Below are 18,639 nucleotides of genomic sequence, written 5' to 3' on the forward strand. Positions count from 1 at the left end.
GTGTTACATCTCTGCAAAGGTTTCCTGAAGTGGTTGCTCGACACTATAGGTGAAATTTGCATGTTCAATATATCGTAAAAGCGTATAGAGATTACGCTCTACAACCGTGTAATCGTTTGAAAAGTGATACGCGTGTAAGAAATGTTCAATTCTTTTCGAAAGAAGGTCATCCTTCGTTCTCACCATGAGGATCAAGAGATTATCCCATTCTGATCGGTGAGTGTAATACAAGGCCCGGTCGTAATCGACTTTGTTCACTTGGTTTCCCTCCTTCTGAAGGGGTACTCCTATTGTGCACGAGAAAACCGCAATTATTTCTCTGAAAAAGTTGGTACTGTTGCAAACGCTGGTTTTCCTTGTATTGGGTGAATAAAAACGTTCATTTTATTCATCCTATGTAATGTAACGTTAACAGAGGTGATAAAAAATGAAGAAAGTAATCGTAATCTTATCAACTGTATTTTTTCTACTGTTTTCAAGTCAGGTCAATGCAGAGCAGGGCGACTATAAGAAGTTCGGACGCATTGCGACAGCGGTGATCAAAGAAGACTATCCCGGCCAGCCTGTAAAGGATTATCAGTATCAGGGTCGTAAAAAAATGTCAGAGAACAAAGTGTCCGATGCATTTGAATTTACGGTTCAGGAAAATGATGCTGAGAAAAAAGTCGTAGTCATCGTTGTGCATGATCTGGACAATGAAAAGGTACTGAATATTTCTGTGAAGGAATAACGTAAGCAGATAAAGTCTTCTATAAAAGAAGGCTTTTTTTGTTTTGGGGGAGGCTGGCAGTAGTGTGGCTGATGGAGGGTATTATGACCTGGATCCCGTTGGATCAACATGCTTTGGCACAAGTTCTTCCTGAAGTGGAACGAGTTACGTTCAATGTTGTACAAGTTGGACTGAAAGTGGCACAAGTTTAATGGTAAATAAACAATGGAGTATAGAGAGTTGGGATATGGAATCTGACTTCCTCACATAAATATTATGATTAGTTAAAGTAGTACCTGCATAATAAGCTTCGGTTTGCTAAAATAACACTATACATAAATCGTTTGCGATTCTGAAAGGGGACCTTTTTCCAATGTGATGCCGTTCTTTTCTTACCTATACGAACTGAATAAAGGGAGGAAGAGATATGCATTCCAATGCATTTAGAAATCTATGGTTCGGCCAGGCATTGGCCAATATGGGGGATGTGTTCTATATCGTAGGACTGATCTCCATTGTCTACACTCTGACAGGATCCGCCGTGTATATGACGGCCGTTCCTTTAGTCATTACGTTTTCCAGGTTTATCAGCAGTATGGCGGCACCATTACTGTTGAACCGGACTCAGATGAGGAGTTTGATCGCGTACTCTCAAATGGGAAAGACCTTTTTCCTGTGTGTCTTCCTTCTGTTGATGGTTCTCCAAATGGGAAATGTGTGGTTCTATCTTGCGTGTGCGAGTATCATTTCCTTTTTGGATGGATGGGCCCTGCCTGCCCGAAATTCCTATGTGCCATTTCTTGTGAAGCGGGAAGAGTTGATGGGGGCGAACGGGTTTCTTTCAACCGTCGACCAGACAATTCAGTTTTCAAGCTGGGCATTGGGAGGAATTCTATTAGCGATACTTGGTGATAAGAATGTTTTTATCGTTGTGATTGTCTTGTTTTTGGCTAGTACCTTTTTTATGCTGAAGCTTCCGGTTATTCCGACTACCACTTTGGAAGTTCGCAAGGTTTGGTGGGAACAGCTTGGGGAGGGATGGTCAGAAGTGAAAGGACGTAAAGGACTGGTTCCCGTTTTTTGGATTTACGGGCTGGAGTCAATTTCGGGAACTGTCTGGATAGCGGCCGTTCTTTATTTGTATGTGGATATCATGCTTCAGCGCGGGGAACAATGGTGGGGGTTCATAAACGCCAGCTTTTTTGTCGGGCTCGTTCTTGCCTCCTATGCCATATTTAAGCTTCATGGTATCTTCTCAAAGCATCGGTATAAGTGGCTTCCTTTCTGTATGATTGTCACTTCAGGGGTTACCGTTGTCTTTGCTTGGAACAAGATGGCCCTCGTGGCACTTGCCCTGTCCTTTGTGTTCGGGTTGTTTGATCAGATTAAAAATGTTGTGCTTCAGACATTTTTGCAGGAGAGTGCCCCTCCTGAAGAACTGGGAAAGATTTATGCGGCACAAGGAGCATTGACCACGCTGTTGTTCGGCTTATCATCGGTTGGAGTAGGGCTGCTCCTTGAAGTGCTGAGTATTTCCATGATATTCACGCTGTCTGCCCTGTTGCTGCTAGGTACACTTATTCCTGTGTGGTTTCTGCAAAAGGATTTAAAGTCGTAATACAGAAAGGGTTGTTCCTTAAAGAGGGAACAGCCCTTTTTGTATGTCCTGCTTTATGCTTGTCGCCTCTGGCAAAGCCCTTCCGCTTTTCTTCTTGTCCAGCTCCGCCGGGTAGTCCCTCGAGGTCATAAGTCAAATCCACAAAAAAGGCAAAAAGCGCCTTTTATGTGGATTCGCCATATGCTTGTCGGGCCTGCCCAACCCGGCTCCGCTTTTCTTTATGTCCAGCTCCAGGGCTTAGAGGCTCGAGGTCATAAGTCAAGCTGTCAAGAAGGTGAAAGGGCACACCTTCATGCCACCTTGACTTATGCTTGTCGCCTCTGGCAAAGCCCTTCCGCTTTTCTTCTCATCAAATCCCTTTTCTCTTCATACATTTAGATAAGAGTATAAAGAGGGGGATGAAAATGAATTTAGAGGAACAGAAGCAGTTACAGAATGCGATAGGGGAAATTACGGAGATTGCAGCCGGTTTTGGACTTGATTTTTATCCTATGCGATATGAAATTTGTCCTGCTGACATTATTTATACATTTGGTGCTTATGGGATGCCGACCCGGTTTTCTCATTGGAGTTTTGGAAAGCAGTTCCATAAGATGAAACTTCAATATGATCTGGGGTTGAGTAAGATTTATGAGCTCGTGATCAATTCCGATCCTTGTTATGCGTTTTTGCTGGATTCAAATTCGCTTATTCAAAATAAGCTGATCGTGGCTCACGTGCTGGCTCATTGTGATTTCTTTAAGAATAATGTACGTTTCCAGAATACGAAACGGGATATGGTGGAAAGCATGGCAGCGACTGCTGAACGGGTACGTATGTATGAGATCGAACATGGGAAGCAGGAAGTAGAGAACTTTCTGGATGCGGTTCTTGCCGTAGATGAACATATCGATCCTTCCCTGATGCGTCCGAAGCTCTCATGGACGATGGATGATGTAGAGTGGGAAGAGGAAGAAGTGAGCCATGCGTCCCCGTATGATGATCTGTGGTCTCTTGACGAAAAGCCGAAGAGCAGGGAAAAGAAAAAAGTGAAGAAGAAGTTTCCTCCGCAGCCGGAAAAAGATATCCTTCTCTTCATTGAACAGTACAGCAGGGAACTGTCGGATTGGCAGCGGGATATTTTGACTATGATGCGGGAGGAAATGTTATATTTCTGGCCGCAGCTTGAAACGAAGATCATGAACGAGGGGTGGGCTTCGTACTGGCACCAGCGGATCATACGGGAAATGGATTTGACGAGCGGTGAATCCATCGAATTCGCAAAGCTGAATGCCGGTGTTGTACAGCCTTCCCGTACACAGATCAACCCATATTACCTCGGATTGAAAATATTCGAAGACATTGAAGATCGTTTTGATAATCCGACTGAAGAAATGAAGAGGCGTGGGGTGAAACCGAATTCCGGACGTGAAAAAATGTTTGAAGTCCGTGAAATCGAATCGGATATCTCCTTCTTACGAAACTATTTGACGAAGGATCTGGTGACGAGAGAAGATATGTATTTGTTCCAGAAACAAGGAAAGGATTATAAAATTGTCGATAAGGAATGGACTCATGTGCGAGATCAGCTCGTCGGCATGAGGGTGAATGGCGGTTTTCCTTACATCACGGTGAATGACGGGGATTATATGAAGAGTGGCGAGCTCTATCTCAAGCACTGGTTCGAAGATGTTGAATTGGATATAAAATACTTGGAGAAGGTATTACCTTACTTGCATCAGCTCTGGGGAAGACCGGTCCATATTGAAACTCATGTGGAGAACCGTGATATGCTGTTTACGTATGATGGAAGAAGTGTGCAACGGAAATATCTATAGCAGGAAAGAGCCGCATTTAGGAGAAAATCCTGATGGGGCTCTTTTTTAGGTTCTAAAAAAGGTGGACGGGTTTATACATAATAATAAGGAAATCTGAGGAGGAGATAGGATGGCGGATGTGGAAGTCTTTATCGGAGATTTAAAGGACCGGTCGTTTCAATATGAGGGGGGAGACTGGAATCATAATTACCCGAAACGGATCAGTCCTTTCTTTCCGAAGGGTTATGAACTTTTTTTCTCACTGTTGGACGGGATTTATTATAAAAGGTTGGAGGGACGACAGACCGACTGGGGGAGTCATACCTGCCTGATGTTCCCGGAAGAAATGCTGTCGATGCTGGAAGATTATTACAAGAGAGAGCTGGATGATGAACAAGTACAGCAATTATTTCAGTTTATTAAACAGCTGGACCCGGAACAACAATACGGACTGGTTGCATGTGAGATGACATAATATAAAAGGACAAACTGCCTGTCTGTGGCGGTTTGTCCTTTTTGGATCAATCCCTTCCGCTTTCCGTTTCACATACTAATATTACTCTGTTTAGGGAAACGTGTGTGGAGTCTGTTTGTGAAAAATAAGAAAGATCTTTGAAAGATGGGACTTTGAATGAATGTATAAATGAATGTAAACACAAAGACTGGCCCGGAGAGGAAAAGGCCGATCAGTAGTATTGTGCACTCGCAGATGATCCGGACCCTGCTGATGGAAAGACCGGTTAAATCTGAGATGGTAAGCATAAATCCATCCCGTGGACCGGTCCCGAGATGCGCAGCGGAATATAATCCCCCGCCAACCCCCATCAATAAAATGGCAGATAGTAGAATCGGGATATCCGTAATCAGACCAGTTTGTGGGGGAAGCAGATCATAGAATAGAAAAAAGTCCACAAGCATCCCGACCAGAACCCCGTTTAGAATGGTGCCGATTTGAACATATTTTCCCTTTAGTATAAGCGTAGCTGAAACAAGCACCGCTCCCACGATGATATTCCATGTTCCGATGGTTAAACCGAACTTCTGGAACATGGCTATATTCAGTACATCCCATGGATGGATGCCTAAGTATTGGACTTTTATTGACATGCTGATCCCATAGCTGAAAATAAGTAACCCGATCACAAAATAGCTAATTTGCCAGTGAATTTTCATCGCTTCTCCTTTTGTAAAAACGTTGTATCTATCTAACATTATTTTACAACGAAACGTTCTATGATAAAATGGTCCTTTTTTCGTTCTCGGAATGGGATGGGAATAAAGATGGGATTCTTACAAAATATGGTTTGTTTTGTTTATGACGCTTTCGTAAAGGGGTATGGTCTAGTATGAATTATAAGGGGGGAATGGTTTATGCAAATGGTAAAAAGAGCGTGGGGGACACTCTGGAGCTGGAATCGTGATGTAAAGGAGACGCTTCAATTCTTCACCTCAGGAAGCACGCCGGTGAATGGCACGATGGAAATCGATCGAAAGCCTGAACCTACTGCGAATCCACGACAAACAATCGGGTTTGTACTAGGCCCGTTGTTATTTATGCTCATACTCTTGTTTTTTTCCCCAGAGGGACTCTCCAAGGAAGCCGTGGCGGTCCTCGCAGGAACAGTATGGATAGCGGTGTGGTGGATTACGGAGGCAATACCGATACCGGCTACATCGCTTCTGCCAATTATTTTGTTCCCGGTTACCGGCGCTCTCCAGTCCGGAGAAGTGACGTCTGCGTATGGAGATGGCACGATCTTCTTATTTATGGGTGGGTTCATTATTGCCATCGCCATGGAAAAGTGGAATTTACATAAGCGAATCGCGATGAATATCATCTTATTGATCGGCACAAGCACAGAACGGATTGTCCTTGGGTTTATGCTCGCTACAGGATTTCTTTCCATGTGGATTTCCAACACGGCAACGGCCATGATGATGCTGCCGATCGGAACCGCCGTGGTTTATCAAGTAAATGAAAGTTTACAGAAGAAAGGAGCAAAAAGGACGGGGCATTTCAGTAAAGTCATCATGCTGGGAATTGCCTATAGTGCATCGATCGGAGGATTGGGAACCTTAATCGGGACGCCTCCCAACACGATATTTGCTGCAGTGATCAAACAACTGTATGGAATTGATTTTTCTTTTGCCAAGTGGATGCTCTTCGGGGTCCCTCTTGCTGCCATCCTTCTTATGGTTACATGGTGGTATCTCATCAAAGTAGCCTTCCAGCTGAAAATAAAGGAACTTCCTGGGGGCAGGGAGATCGTGGAGAAGGAAAATTACTCTCTTGGAAGGATATCTTTCGAAGAAAAGCTTGTTTTGACAGTCTTTGTTGCCACGGCCCTTTGCTGGATCACACGCTCGTTTCTACTGAATGAATGGATTCCATCTCTGGATGATACAATCATTGCCATTACAGGTGCACTCGTCCTTTTCCTGCTTCCTGGGAGAAAGCAGTCGAGATTGATGAATTGGGATGATGCCAAAAAGCTACCCTGGGGTATCCTGCTTCTATTTGGCGGAGGCCTTGCCATTGCCAAAGGGTTCAAGGAGACGGGCCTTGCAGAATGGATAGGAAAGCAATTGACGGTACTTGACGGAATATCGTTTATCATCATCCTTGTTGCCGTTACGGCTTTTGTTATTTTCTTGACAGAAATCACGTCCAATACGGCCACAGCCACTATGATGTTTCCGATTATGGCAGCCCTTGCTGCTGCCTTGGATGTTCATCCGTACAGTCTGATGGTAGCCGCCGGTCTTGCTGCATCCTGTGCATTCATGCTGCCGGTTGCGACACCGCCGAATGCGGTGGTATTCGGATCGGGTTATATAAAGATGGGGGATATGGTGAAAGCAGGTGTCTGGTTGAATCTTATCAGTATTGTGTTTATCACTCTCTTGATTTATTTTGTCATGCCAATTGTATGGGGAGTGGACCTGGGAGGATTTCCTGAAAACATGAAATAAATAAAAATCGGATCAGGATTCTGATCCGATTTTTTGTGGTTTTTATTGAGCCGTATACCCTCCATCCAGGACAACGGCTTGACCAGTTACACCTTTCGCTTTGTCACTGGAAAGGAAGATGGTGTAATCCGCAATTTCTTCCACTGAGAGTAATCGCTTTTGAGGTACGAGAGGGTAAATGACGTCCTCCAATACTTTTTCAAGTTCTACTCCGCGGGTAGTCGAAATATCCTTCAACTGGTTACGGACAAGGGGGGTATCCACGTATCCAGGACACATGGCATTTACCGTGATGCCGTGTTCAGCACCTTCAAGGGCAGAGACCTTTGTTAATCCGATGACTCCGTGTTTGGCACTATTGTAAGCAGCTTTTCCTGCAAAACCGATCAACCCGTTGATGGAGGCCATATTGATGATACGCCCGAATTTTTGTTTTTTCATATGTGGAAAAGCAAATTTTGTTGCGATGAATGGAGCGGTCAGCATAATTTTGATTAATAGTTCGAATTTTTCTATAGGGAAATCTTCTATCGGAGCAACGTGTTGAAGTCCGGCATTGTTGATAAGAACATCGATTCTCCCGTAATGTTCAACCGTTTTATCGATTCCTGCCTTTACTTCATCTTCACTGGTTACGTCACATTTAACACCAAGGCAATCGAACCCCCGGCTTTTTAGTTCGTCCACCGCTTCATCCAGTCCTTCCTGGTTGATATCAGAGAGGACGACCTTTGCACCGTTTTGAGCGAAATGTTCCCCGATTTCATATCCGATCCCTCTTGCAGCACCTGTTATAAAAACCACTTTGTCATTGACCATTTTTCATTTCCTCCTCGAATTAATAAATTCCCATGTTGGCTAGAATGATTGAGACGACTTCTGCAACCGTCGGAATCAGGAGTCCGACAACGGCGACATCTAAATATGAATCCTTGTGAGTGAGACCTGTTACCGCAAACAGTGTCAGGAGAGCCCCATTATGAGGAAGGATGGATGCTCCGGAAGAGACGGAAGCAATTCTGTGGAATGCCTCGGCACTGATTCCGCTAGTTTGGGATAATTCATAATACTTATCACCCAACGCTTCCAGGGCAATGCCCATTCCTCCAGATGCCGAACCTGTAATGGCGGCTAACGTCTGTACAGCAATTGCTTCGGAGATGACAGGATTCCCCTTGATCCCAAGTATCAGTTTCGTTAAGGTTTTGAAACCGGGAGCGGCCGTAACGACTGCTCCGAATCCTACTGCGGCACTGGTGTTGATTACGGCCATTACGGACCCTTTTGCCCCTCCATTAATGGCTGGTATGAATTTCTTGAAGTGCTTGAAGTTTATGACTAGAATCGAAAGGATCCCAACAAGCAGAGACGTCAAGATGTTCCACTTAAAAACATTTAATGTGACGACAACAATGACAAGGGGGAGAAACGATAGATAGAAGTTAGGAAGTTCAGATTCTTTGATCTCCTTCACGTCATTACCGCCTTTCGGCTCAGTGAACCGATCGTCCTTACTCGTAAATTGCTTTTGACGCCATCTTAAGTAAAAGTACCCGCCAACCGCCATGATTAATCCAGCTACGGTCCCGATGATCGGAGCGGCGGTTGGGGATGTTTTGAAATACTCGATGGGAATCAAGTTCTGGATCTGGGGTGTTCCCGGAATGGCTGTCATCGTAAAGGTAAAGGCACCTAACACAAAGGTTGGCGGAAGCAGTTTTCTAGTGATGTCTGCCTCTCTGAACATGGCGATCGCCAGTGGATAGATGGCAAATACCACTACGAATAAGCTTACACCTCCATAAGTCAACACAGCTGCCGCGATGAGAACACCGAGGATGGCCCTGTCTTTTCCGATGAGATTGGTTATTTTATATGCGACGGACTGAGCGGCTCCTACATCCTCCATCAATTTCCCGAATATGGCCCCGAAGAGGAAGACAGGGAACCATTCCTTTGCAAAGTTTACAAATCCGGTCATATACGTTTCTGTATAGGCCGGGAGCAGGTCGAGACCACTCATTATCGCTACTAAACCTGCAACTAAAGGAGCGATCCATATGATCGACCAGCCGAGATACGCTAATACCATTAGCAGGATTAATCCAATGATGATACTAGTCATAATTCACCTCTTCATATATGTTTTCAGTTATTTTTCCAATAATGAAGGGATTTATTCTTTGTGGTAGGGTTAAATCCTATGTAGCAGTGTGTGGAACGGGAGTAAATGAAAAGGCAGCCGCGATTGACTTTGCGGCTGCCTTTCGATCGGTATTACACTCAAATGAGTTGTTCCACTTTCCTTATATCCTTGAAGATGAGGTTGCCTTTTGAAAGGGTGATGATGGTGTCTGATTTCTGGGCTAGCCCTTGATCATGGGTTACGACAATGACACATTTATTTTCTTTATGGGCGAGATTTCTGAACAAATCAACGATCCCACTGGCGGTATCTTCATCAAGGTTCCCTGTCGGTTCATCTGCAAGAATAAGTTCTGATTGACACGAAAGTGCTCTCGCAATCGAAACTCTCTGCTGTTGGCCGCCACTGAGAGTGAGCACCCTTTGGCGCGACTGTTCCTCAGAGATTCCCACCTTATGGAGCATTTCCAGGGCAAATCCTTTTTTGTTTTTAGCCTGTGTCTTTGTAATCTCCATGGCAGTCATTACATTTTGTAGAGCTGTCATATAGGGTAGTAGATTGTAAGATTGAAAAACGATGGAAACATATTTATTCCGAAATGTAGATAACCCGATTTTGCGTATATTCTTTCCTTCGAATAGGACTTGTCCCTCGGTAGGTGAATCCAATGCGCTTGCCAGGGAAAGAAAAGTAGTTTTACCGGAACCTGATGGACCGACACAAGTATAGAAGGTGCCCCGTTTGAATGCAGCGGTAACATTCTTTAATATATGATGTTTGTTAGACTCTTGTTTATAGCTGTAACTGACATTATCAAATTGTAAAAGGGTGCTCATCATAATCCTCCTTAATCCTGTTTCGTTAAGATTGCTTTAGGGTTGAGTCTTAGAACTGTCAGTGATGGAATCAGAGTTGACAGTAAAACGACAATCATCCCGATTCCGAACAATTTCATCAAATCTTCACCTGTTGTATGAATGGATAATTCATTCATCGTGTCCACATCCTGGACGTTTGAAGGTTGAAACGGCATACGGCGTGAGTTAAAAGAAGCAGGTGTTTCCGCTGTTCCGTCAGACTGAGAGATTTCCTGCTGAAGGAGTTGTTCCCCTAATTGATTGGCAACCAGATTTCCGGATAAAGTAGAGATCCCCATCGCCAAAACGGTCACAATCAAAATTTCAACGAGAAATTGACTGACAAGTTTCCCTTTTTTTTCACCAATGGCAAGGAGTACACCCATTTCGTATTTTCTCTCTCTTATCGTCATCATGACAATGAGCGCTAAAATGATGGCACCAGCAATGGTGACCAGAAGTACCACATTATTAGAAAATGAAGCTACATTTTCAATCGGTCCCATCATTTGTTGATACAATTGGTCATTTGCATCCAACTTAAATTGATCAAAATCAATAGCAGATTTTTCTGCATCCGCGATAAAGCTTTGAATGTCAGCTGGATCCTTCATATAATAGACGGCTCGATCGATCGAACCCGTTGTACCTTTTAATGTATTTGCAACGGTATAAGGGACAAGCAGCTGATTATATGGATTCAGGAAGGTGAAATCCTGCGCTCTTTCATCCATTTCTGTGGTCGTTTCATAAACTCCCACAATCTCAAGGGTGGACTCTGTCCCATCACTATTGGATATGGTGATGACGTCCCCGACTTTCAAGTCATTTTCTGAGGCCAGGTTTTCTTCAATAAGCGTTACATCTTTGTTTACATCCTCTTTAGTCAGATGCCGACCTTCTACTATGGATGCATCGCCATTTATGAAAGAACTTGTTGAATCCGAGAATACAATTCCTTCAACTGATACATCCCCGGCCATCATTCTGCCGCCGCCAAATCCCCCTTGATCACTGCTATCCGCTGTGTCATCACTGCCTACAGCAGTAAAATCTTTCGCAAGGGCAGAAGTGGTTGAATAGTAATTGTAGCCTTTTATATAATTTGAATCGATAAGTTCTTCAGCAGATTCGATGGGGACGGGAAATGATTGGAATCTTTGCCTTCCGCCACCTTGATTCTCTCCTTGCTGCTGTTCCATCAGCTTTTCCCGGTCCACGGTCAATGTTACCTCGCCACCTAATTTCTCACGTGCTAAGATGCTGGATTGATCCGCAGCTGTCTGGATCGTTAATCCTGACAGCACCAATACGGATATGACCGTCAGGACAATCAGTAATAAGATGCTCTTACCCATTCGTGCTTTCACACTCCAAAAGGCACGTTTAATAAAATTCATTCTCCTCTACTCCTATCCATTCAAATGATTATGAGGGCGTGTTTTTTTTCGACCCACTGCTTCCTTACTTCCTGTAAAGCCCCGTGGTGTACATGGTTTAAACCGGGCTACAGAAATAGCTTATCCACCAAATATGGCCAAAATATGAACGAAAAATGTCCGAAAGTTTAAATGTGGCAGAGCAAGAAATGTTAATCTTTAATGGATAAGAGAAAACAGAAGCCAAGGGATATATCAGCTCATAGAAAAACGAACGGGCCGTTAATCTGACCCGTTCGTTTTATTTTTGGTGCTATTCATTTTTGTCACTTCCAGATATTGGATATGATGTCCATCGATTTCCTTCACCTTAAAGCAATAGCCTTGTTCCTCAATCTTATCTTCCGGCTTGACTTCATATTTCTGGGTAAGGAACCAGCCCCCGATGGTATCGACTTCTTCTTCTTCGATTGAGATCCCAAGAAGGTCATTCACATCCTCGATGAGCATGACGGCATCGAAGATATAGTGATCATCTTTTACCTTTTGGACTTCAGGTATTTCGTCGATATCAAATTCATCCCGGATTTCGCCGACAATTTCTTCAATGATGTCTTCCACCGTAACGAGGCCGGCTGTCCCGCCATACTCATCTAGGAGAACCGCCATGGGGGAACGCTCCTTTTGCAATTTGACGAGCAGTGCCTGGATGGGAATCGTTTCGATCACGCGAATGACAGGTTTGATGAACGAAGTAATATTTTCATGTTCGCTTTTGTGATTCACGAGTGTCGTCAACAGTTCCTTGACATTCACAATCCCGAGGATATTGTCTTTATCACCATCCACGACAGGGTATCTCGTGTACCGTTCTTCTTTAATGACCGAAAGTACTTCGTCAATGGTCGATTCTGCGGATAAAGTCACGATGTTTGTCCGGGGCACCATGATTTCCTTCGCGATACGCTCGTCAAATTCAAATATCTTATTCACATACTTGAATTCGGATGAATTGATTTCACCGCTTTTGTAGCTGTCGGAAAGAATGATTCTGAGCTCTTCTTCGGAATGCGCGATTTCATGCTCAGAAGCCGGTTTTAAACCGAACATCCCGGTAAACACGCGGGCTGAACTGTTTAAAGTCCAAATGAATGGATAAGCAATCCTGTAAAACCAGATCAGCGGCTTGGCAAATAGTAATGTGATTCTTTCTGCTTTTTGGATGGCAAATGTCTTCGGAGCCAATTCTCCAATAACCACATGCAAAAAGGTAATGACAGAAAAAGCCAATGCGAATGATATGATGCTGGCAATGGACGGATTTAAATCAAATTTTTTGAACACAGGGTGAAGCAGGGTTTCTATGGTAGGTTCTCCTAACCACCCAAGTCCAAGGGAGGTGATGGTAATACCCAGCTGACAGGCTGACAGGTATTCGTCCAGATGGGAAATGACTCTTTTCGCCGCAACGGCGGTTTGATTTCCTTCAGAGACCAACTGATCAATTCTCGAACTCCTCACTTTGACGATGGCAAATTCAGAAGCCACGAAGAATGCAGTCAGCCCTATTAGTAGGGCAACAAGGAATAAATTAAATAAAATGTCCAATGGATAGAAGTCAAAAAGAAAGGGGTTCATTTCCTTTCTTCTGCTTCACTCACCTCCTGTTTGAAAGAGTAGATATACCATCATGGATGAAGGATTGAGACAAGAATCATCCTTCGATGAGTATATTTGTTTTAATCAGGCAATTTCATCACGATCTTCTAATGTGGTTTGCAATTGCAATGTGACCATCATTCGGTTATCCTAAAATATAATGATTTATCAGGACGTTTCATGATTTCATCATAGAGAAAAAGAATGAACAATACAATTATTTTGGATTCGTCATCCTACGATAGTTGGAAAGGAGAACGATTATGGCAGACGTATTCAATCAAGAATTTGTAGTAGCCCTTATCATTGCCTTTTCGGCGTATATCATTGTAAGGGGAATAGCCATTTTCTTTGGGAAAGCAGGAAAAGGTTATCTGGAAAATCTCCAGTCCCCTACAGGACGGTTATACCTTCAATTGATTGGAGGCTACTACATAGTATCAGGCGTATTGGGCCTCATTATTCCGCGGTTAGACTGGAAAACAGAAGACATCTACTTTGCAATCGCCATCTTCGCCATTATATCAGTGGTGTTTTGGATCACAATCGACCTCTCCATGAAGCGCAGTCGTAAAAAGCTTCAGCAAAATTAATATGGTTTCTAAAAAAGCTCCGATTTCGGAGTTTTTTTTGTGCTTTTAGAGAAAAAACCCAACCGGACAACGGTTTTTCTGAATAGCTTAGAGAGAAATACAAAACATTCAAAAGAATGTTTGAACATTTTCATGTATTCTTTTATACTATATTCAAAAGGGTGTTTGAATGAGGAGAGGTGTCAATATGAAAGAAACAGATGTATGCGAAGTGACCTGTGTAGAGGATGAAAAGGTCAACCGCTTAAAATCGATGGTTTTAACACAAAATACGTCTAAAGTGGCAGAAATCTTTAAAGCACTTTCTGATCAAACGAGAATGAAAATAGCGTATGCACTTACGATAGAAGACGAACTTTGTGTATGTGATGTGGCCAATATTGTAGGCTCTTCCACAGCAACCGCGTCCCACCATTTGCGTTTATTGAAGAAGCAGGGGCTGGCTAAATTCAGAAAAAAAGGCAAGCTTGTCTATTATTCCCTGGATGATCATCATGTGAAACAGTTGATTGAAATTGCAGTGACCCATCAGTTGGAGGTGGAGGATCGTGACTAGTAAACCAGCCCATAAACAAACGTACCGGGTTGAAGGGTTTACGTGTGCAGGTTGTGCAGCCAAGTTCGAAAAAAATGTCCAGCATCTCGAAGGAGTGGTAGACGCTAAGGTGAACTTCGGTGCTGCCAAGATTACTGTCTACGGAGATACATCAAAGGAATCGGTAGAAAAAGCGGGGGCATTCGAAGGGCTTCGCTTAACAGAAGACGGTTTGAGGAAGGTCCAGGAAGAGAAAGAACCTTTTCATAGGAAACATAAGCATCTTTTTCTTTCCTTGTTTTTCATTCTGTTAGCCTACTCATTACCATTGACCGGTTGGGATAATAGTGAATTTTATTCTAATCTTTCTTTTGCCGTAGCCATTGTGACCGGTGGATATCGCCTGTTTGAGACGGGTTTTAAAAACCTGATTAAACTTGAGTTCGATATGAGGACGCTTATGACCATTGCCATTATCGGTGCAGCGTTCATTGGCGAGTGGGGTGAAGGGGCGATTGTTGTCATCCTTTTTGCCATCAGTGAGGTACTGGAAGCTTATTCAATGGATAAGGCAAGGGAATCGATCCGTTCACTTATGGATATAGCTCCTCCGCAGGCACTCATCATTCGAAATGGATCAGAGATGATGGTTGATGCAGAGGAAATCGAAATCGGTGACATCATGCTGGTGAAGCCCGGGCAGAAAATAGCCATGGATGGGGACATTATCGAAGGTTCTTCATACGTCAACCAGGCAGCGATTACAGGTGAGTCTGTACCGGTTGAGAAAGTCCAAGGGAATGCCGTATTTGCCGGTACGTTAAATGAGGAAGGCTACCTTAAAGTATTGGTTACAAAGCGGATAGAAGATACGACACTTGCCAAGATCATCCACCTGGTAGAAGAAGCGCAGGGTGAAAAAGCCCCCTCACAGGCATTTGTCGATATGTTTGCAAAATATTATACGCCGATCATCATGGTCGTTGCGTTCCTTGTAGCAGTAATACCACCTCTCTTATTGGATGGAGATTGGTCCACTTGGGTGTATCAGGGGCTTTCGGTGCTGGTTGTCGGTTGTCCATGTGCATTGGTGATTTCTACTCCCGTGGCCATTGTCACAGCAATCGGAAATGCAGCAAAAAATGGCATCCTCATCAAAGGTGGGGTATATCTTGAGGAATTAGGTCGTTTGAAGGCCATTGCATTTGATAAGACCGGGACTCTTACCAAGGGTGAGCCAGAGGTTACGGATATGATACCATTGTCAAATGTGGAAGAGAATCAATTATGGAAATGGATGTCCGCTCTTGAATTTCACTCTCAACATCCTCTCGCACACGCGTTCATTAAAGAAGCGGAGGAACGTAACATAGATTATAGAAGTTATGAAGTGTTTGAGTTTCAATCCCATACGGGTAAAGGAATCAGTGGTCTCATTGAGGGTGAAAGGTATTATCTTGGTTCTGAGAGTCTCTTTCACGGATCGTATGCTGAAATTAAAGAACTTCAAAGGGAAGGGAAAACCGTCATGCTGTTCGGAACGGCAGATACCCCTTTAGCACTTGTAGCCGTCGCGGATGAAGTGAGGGAAACGAGTAAGGAAGTGATTAGTCTTCTTCACGAGATAGGGATAGAGCATACCGTGATGCTGACAGGGGATCATGAAAATACGGCTAGATCGATTGGGAACCGGGTAGGGGTCAAGGAGACAAAAGCCGGCCTTCTTCCTGAAGAAAAACTGAGTTTCGTTAAGGGATATATGAATACCTATGGCAAAGTCGCCATGATTGGAGATGGAATCAATGATGCTCCAGCACTTGCCGCTTCAAACGTCGGCATTGCCATGGGCGGGGCAGGAACAGACACCGCATTAGAAACAGCAGACATTGCATTAATGAATGATGACTTGAAAAAATTGCCCTATATCATCCGCCTAAGCCGGAGAACGCTTACCGTCATTAAACAAAATATTTCTTTCGCTATCGGAATTAAGCTTCTTGCTTTATTGCTTGTCATCCCAGGAATGCTTACATTATGGATTGCCATCTTTGCCGATATGGGAGCGACACTACTTGTAACATTGAATGGTCTCAGATTACTCAAAATAAGAGATGGAAAGTGAGGGATATGCAATGGGTCACGATCACAGTCATGGCCACTCACAAAATAAAAAAGCATTATTAATCAGTTTTCTATTCATATTCACCTTTATGATCGTTGAAGTGATCGGGGGAATCGTGACAAATAGCCTGGCACTTCTTTCAGATGCAGGACATATGCTCAGCGATGCTGCGGCACTTGGGCTGAGCCTTGCTGCTTTTTATATAGGAGAGAAGGCGTCCAACAAAGGGAAGACATACGGCTACAGGCGATTTGAAATCCTAGCTGCTTTTCTGAATGGGATCACCCTGATTCTTGTATCCCTTTATATCTTCTGGGAAGCATACCGCCGCTTTATCGACACACCTGATGTTTCAGCCAATATGATGATCATCGCCGTCATTGGATTAGTGGTGAATATCCTGGTAGCCTGGATCCTCATGAGGGGAGATACAGAGCATAACCTGAATGTCCGGAGTGCTTTCCTTCATGTGCTGGGTGATATGTTGGGCTCAGTCGGCGCCATCATAGCCGGTCTTCTTATCTATTTCTTCGGTTGGAATCTAGCTGATCCGATTGCTTCTATTATCGTGGCGATTCTTATCATCATCTCCGGATGGAGGGTGACGAAGGACTCCATTCACATTTTAATGGAAGGGTCCCCTAGGAACGTGGATACAGATCAAGTGAAAAAAGGTATGTCTACAGTACAGGGAGTAATAGAAGTGCATGATCTTCATGTATGGTGCATCACTTCGGAATTTACGGCACTAAGCTGTCATGTAGTGGTGGGAGATGGAGTCGACAGAGATGAAATCATACAGCAGCTTTCTCGGTTCCTTGAAGATGAATATGACATTCATCATGCCACTCTTCAAGTGGAAGGGAAACATGTCCTTGAAGGACATCATCACTGTTGTACATGATCAATCATGTGCCAGGCCATGGAGTATTTCGGCTGCATCATCCCCAATAATGACTGTCTTTACAGGGGATTTGAATTCAGCATGAACAGAGCTATGGTGATTTTATGAAATAATCATAAGGATGTTTAATTCCCTCCGAAAATGGGGTATATCCTCAACTGGAGGGATGAACATGCTACATCAAGAAACCAAATCACAAATAAAAAAAACACCCGAAATAAAAAAGGATTTCTATATACAGCAATTATTGAGGATTGGCGTCTATAAATCTTTCGACAAGCAGCTTTATGAACTGTCGATGAATGAATTACAGGACGTTTATCTTGAGTACTATGTTGGTGGAGATATACTGCGTTAAAAAAGACGACCCTTTAGAAAAAGGATCGTCTTTTATTATGTGTGAAGATATTATGGCACATCATGCCCCATGGATGTTTGAAGGATCTCAAACCACTGATCATGATTCAATGTAATGGAAAGGGAATCGATTGCGTTTTGAATCCTGTCTTTCTTACCTGAACCGACAATCGGCATAATATTAGCTGGATGATTGAGAAGCCATGCATATAAAACTTCGTCAATTCCCTTTGCACCCGTTTCCTCTTGGATGTTCTTTAATGTGTGTTGAAGTCGGAGAGCTTTCTCATCTTCACCTTTAAAGATTGCCCCTCCTGCGAGTGGCGACCATGCCATCGGTGCCACTCGTTTTTCCTGACATAGATTTAAAGTGCCATCTTCAAAGTTCTCTAAGTGATAAGCAGATAGTTCAATTTGGTTTGTAATCAATGGGAACGGTAAATAAGATTGAAGCATATTCCATTGATGATCTTTGAAATTTGAAACACCGAAATGGCGTACTTTTCCCTCTTCCTTTAACTGAGTGAAGGCTTCGGCCACTTCCTCACCATTCATGAATGGATCTGGTCGGTGAATTAATAATAAGTCGATATAGTCCGTTTTTAAATTTTGAAGAGAATTCTCGACGGATGTGAGAATGTGCTTCTTACTAGTGTTGTAATGATGTGTTTTATGTTCAGGTCGATGATCCGAAGGCAGAACGATACCGCATTTCGTCACAATCTCCATCTTTTCCCGCAAGGAAGGGTCAAGGGCTAGAGCTTCACCGAATAAAGCTTCACATGTGTATGAACCATAAATGTCGGCATGGTCAAAGGTTGTGATTCCGTTTTCAATATTATGTTGAATAAGGGATAGTGTATCTTCCTTCGATTGATTCCAATCTGCAAGCCTCCACAAACCATGAATGATCCTGGAGAACGATAAGTCTTCAGTCATTTGTATTCGTTGCATAGATGTAACCTCTCTTCATTTGGTATGTAGACATTCT

Annotated in this window: 18 protein-coding genes; 10 read left to right on the plus strand and 8 right to left on the minus strand. The window is 43.4% G+C overall.

Going from position 1 to position 18,639, the window contains the following annotated elements; genetic code table 11:
- Nucleotides 1-3: 3 nt before the first annotated feature.
- Nucleotides 4-258, minus strand: coding sequence for a YhdB family protein (locus SLH55_RS07660; RefSeq protein ID WP_034763164.1), 255 nt, complete (start codon nt 256-258; stop codon nt 4-6).
- A gap of 169 nt (nt 259-427) precedes the next feature.
- Here SLH55_RS07660 and SLH55_RS07665 point away from each other — a divergent pair, with 169 nt between their 5' ends.
- The 4 genes from SLH55_RS07665 (at nt 428) to SLH55_RS07680 (ending at nt 4,598) form a co-directional block, all read left to right on the plus strand.
- Complete coding sequence (locus SLH55_RS07665; protein ID WP_219165739.1) at nt 428-730, plus strand: DUF3889 domain-containing protein; 303 nt, start codon at nt 428-430, stop codon at nt 728-730.
- 406 nt (nt 731-1,136) lie between these two features.
- Nucleotides 1,137-2,327 (plus strand): MFS transporter, encoded by a 1,191-nt coding sequence (locus tag SLH55_RS07670; RefSeq protein WP_320323129.1) that lies wholly within the window; start codon nt 1,137-1,139, stop codon nt 2,325-2,327.
- A gap of 404 nt (nt 2,328-2,731) precedes the next feature.
- Nucleotides 2,732-4,144, plus strand: a complete 1,413-nt coding sequence (locus tag SLH55_RS07675; RefSeq protein ID WP_219165737.1) for a SpoVR family protein — start codon at nt 2,732-2,734, stop codon at nt 4,142-4,144.
- 109 nt (nt 4,145-4,253) lie between these two features.
- Nucleotides 4,254-4,598: a hypothetical protein gene (locus SLH55_RS07680; RefSeq protein ID WP_219165736.1), complete on the plus strand. Its 345-nt coding sequence runs from the start codon at nt 4,254-4,256 to the stop codon at nt 4,596-4,598.
- Nucleotides 4,599-4,666: 68 nt separating this feature from the next.
- On the opposite strand, the gene SLH55_RS07685 is transcribed toward SLH55_RS07680, so the two are convergent.
- Complete coding sequence (locus tag SLH55_RS07685; RefSeq protein WP_219165735.1) at nt 4,667-5,296, minus strand: YczE/YyaS/YitT family protein; 630 nt, start codon at nt 5,294-5,296, stop codon at nt 4,667-4,669.
- Between the two features lie 204 nt (nt 5,297-5,500).
- Here SLH55_RS07685 and SLH55_RS07690 point away from each other — a divergent pair, with 204 nt between their 5' ends.
- Entirely contained in the window at nt 5,501-7,096 is a 1,596-nt protein-coding gene (locus SLH55_RS07690; protein ID WP_320323174.1) for a DASS family sodium-coupled anion symporter, read from the plus strand.
- A 42-nt stretch (nt 7,097-7,138) separates the two neighbouring features.
- On the opposite strand, the gene SLH55_RS07695 is transcribed toward SLH55_RS07690, so the two are convergent.
- The 5 genes from SLH55_RS07695 to SLH55_RS07715 all read right to left on the minus strand — a co-directional run bounded on the left by SLH55_RS07695 (nt 7,139) and on the right by SLH55_RS07715 (nt 13,116).
- The gene (locus SLH55_RS07695; RefSeq protein ID WP_219165734.1) at nt 7,139-7,915 is read right to left on the minus strand and encodes a 3-hydroxybutyrate dehydrogenase; all 777 of its coding nucleotides are present in this window, start codon (nt 7,913-7,915) and stop codon (nt 7,139-7,141) included.
- A 19-nt stretch (nt 7,916-7,934) separates the two neighbouring features.
- Nucleotides 7,935-9,221 carry a GntP family permease gene (locus SLH55_RS07700; RefSeq protein ID WP_219165733.1) on the minus strand — a complete coding sequence of 429 codons (1,287 nt, stop codon included), beginning with the start codon at nt 9,219-9,221 and terminating at the stop codon, nt 7,935-7,937.
- Between the two features lie 158 nt (nt 9,222-9,379).
- Nucleotides 9,380-10,078: an ABC transporter ATP-binding protein gene (locus tag SLH55_RS07705; RefSeq protein ID WP_219165732.1), complete on the minus strand. Its 699-nt coding sequence runs from the start codon at nt 10,076-10,078 to the stop codon at nt 9,380-9,382.
- Between the two features lie 11 nt (nt 10,079-10,089).
- Nucleotides 10,090-11,499: an ABC transporter permease gene (locus SLH55_RS07710; RefSeq protein WP_219165731.1), complete on the minus strand. Its 1,410-nt coding sequence runs from the start codon at nt 11,497-11,499 to the stop codon at nt 10,090-10,092.
- 261 nt (nt 11,500-11,760) lie between these two features.
- Nucleotides 11,761-13,116, minus strand: coding sequence for a hemolysin family protein (locus tag SLH55_RS07715; RefSeq protein ID WP_219165730.1), 1,356 nt, complete (start codon nt 13,114-13,116; stop codon nt 11,761-11,763).
- A gap of 284 nt (nt 13,117-13,400) precedes the next feature.
- Here SLH55_RS07715 and SLH55_RS07720 point away from each other — a divergent pair, with 284 nt between their 5' ends.
- From SLH55_RS07720 to SLH55_RS07740, 5 genes are all read left to right on the plus strand, one after another.
- A complete protein-coding gene (locus tag SLH55_RS07720; protein WP_219165729.1) occupies nt 13,401-13,730 on the plus strand; it encodes a hypothetical protein in 330 nt (109 codons plus the stop codon).
- A 187-nt stretch (nt 13,731-13,917) separates the two neighbouring features.
- A complete protein-coding gene (locus SLH55_RS07725; RefSeq protein ID WP_219165728.1) occupies nt 13,918-14,286 on the plus strand; it encodes an ArsR/SmtB family transcription factor in 369 nt (122 codons plus the stop codon).
- Entirely contained in the window at nt 14,276-16,387 is a 2,112-nt protein-coding gene (locus SLH55_RS07730; RefSeq protein ID WP_219165761.1) for a heavy metal translocating P-type ATPase, read from the plus strand. The genes SLH55_RS07725 and SLH55_RS07730 overlap by 11 nt, the downstream gene beginning before the upstream one ends.
- Nucleotides 16,377-17,291, plus strand: a complete 915-nt coding sequence (locus SLH55_RS07735) for a cation diffusion facilitator family transporter (RefSeq protein ID WP_257474852.1) — start codon at nt 16,377-16,379, stop codon at nt 17,289-17,291. The genes SLH55_RS07730 and SLH55_RS07735 overlap by 11 nt, the downstream gene beginning before the upstream one ends.
- Nucleotides 17,292-17,463: 172 nt before the next feature.
- On the plus strand, nt 17,464-17,649 hold the full coding sequence (locus SLH55_RS07740; protein WP_219165726.1) for a Fur-regulated basic protein FbpA: 186 nt from the start codon (nt 17,464-17,466) through the stop codon (nt 17,647-17,649).
- Nucleotides 17,650-17,699: 50 nt separating this feature from the next.
- Here SLH55_RS07740 and SLH55_RS07745 read toward each other — a convergent pair whose 3' ends face one another.
- Entirely contained in the window at nt 17,700-18,602 is a 903-nt protein-coding gene (locus SLH55_RS07745) for an aldo/keto reductase (protein WP_219165725.1), read from the minus strand.
- Nucleotides 18,603-18,639 lie beyond the last annotated feature (37 nt).

It is taken from the genome of Rossellomorea sp. YZS02 (assembly GCF_033963925.1).
GTDB lineage: Bacteria > Bacillota > Bacilli > Bacillales > Bacillaceae_B > Rossellomorea.

Bases quoted from the DNA above. Each gene is read 5' to 3' on its own strand.
- SLH55_RS07665 (WP_219165739.1), top strand. From the start codon at position 428: ATGAAGAAAGTAATCGTAATCTTATCAACTGTATTTTTTCTACTGTTT.
- SLH55_RS07670 (WP_320323129.1), top strand. From the start codon at position 1,137: ATGCATTCCAATGCATTTAGAAATCTATGGTTCGGCCAGGCATTGGCC.
- SLH55_RS07675 (WP_219165737.1), top strand. From the start codon at position 2,732: ATGAATTTAGAGGAACAGAAGCAGTTACAGAATGCGATAGGGGAAATT.
- SLH55_RS07680 (WP_219165736.1), top strand. From the start codon at position 4,254: ATGGCGGATGTGGAAGTCTTTATCGGAGATTTAAAGGACCGGTCGTTT.
- SLH55_RS07685 (WP_219165735.1), bottom strand. From the start codon at position 5,296: ATGAAAATTCACTGGCAAATTAGCTATTTTGTGATCGGGTTACTTATT.
- SLH55_RS07690 (WP_320323174.1), top strand. From the start codon at position 5,501: ATGGTAAAAAGAGCGTGGGGGACACTCTGGAGCTGGAATCGTGATGTA.
- SLH55_RS07695 (WP_219165734.1), bottom strand. From the start codon at position 7,915: ATGGTCAATGACAAAGTGGTTTTTATAACAGGTGCTGCAAGAGGGATC.
- SLH55_RS07700 (WP_219165733.1), bottom strand. From the start codon at position 9,221: ATGACTAGTATCATCATTGGATTAATCCTGCTAATGGTATTAGCGTAT.
- SLH55_RS07705 (WP_219165732.1), bottom strand. From the start codon at position 10,078: ATGAGCACCCTTTTACAATTTGATAATGTCAGTTACAGCTATAAACAA.
- SLH55_RS07710 (WP_219165731.1), bottom strand. From the start codon at position 11,499: ATGAATTTTATTAAACGTGCCTTTTGGAGTGTGAAAGCACGAATGGGT.
- SLH55_RS07715 (WP_219165730.1), bottom strand. From the start codon at position 13,116: ATGAACCCCTTTCTTTTTGACTTCTATCCATTGGACATTTTATTTAAT.
- SLH55_RS07720 (WP_219165729.1), top strand. From the start codon at position 13,401: ATGGCAGACGTATTCAATCAAGAATTTGTAGTAGCCCTTATCATTGCC.
- SLH55_RS07725 (WP_219165728.1), top strand. From the start codon at position 13,918: ATGAAAGAAACAGATGTATGCGAAGTGACCTGTGTAGAGGATGAAAAG.
- SLH55_RS07735 (WP_257474852.1), top strand. From the start codon at position 16,377: ATGGAAAGTGAGGGATATGCAATGGGTCACGATCACAGTCATGGCCAC.
- SLH55_RS07740 (WP_219165726.1), top strand. From the start codon at position 17,464: ATGCTACATCAAGAAACCAAATCACAAATAAAAAAAACACCCGAAATA.
- SLH55_RS07745 (WP_219165725.1), bottom strand. From the start codon at position 18,602: ATGCAACGAATACAAATGACTGAAGACTTATCGTTCTCCAGGATCATT.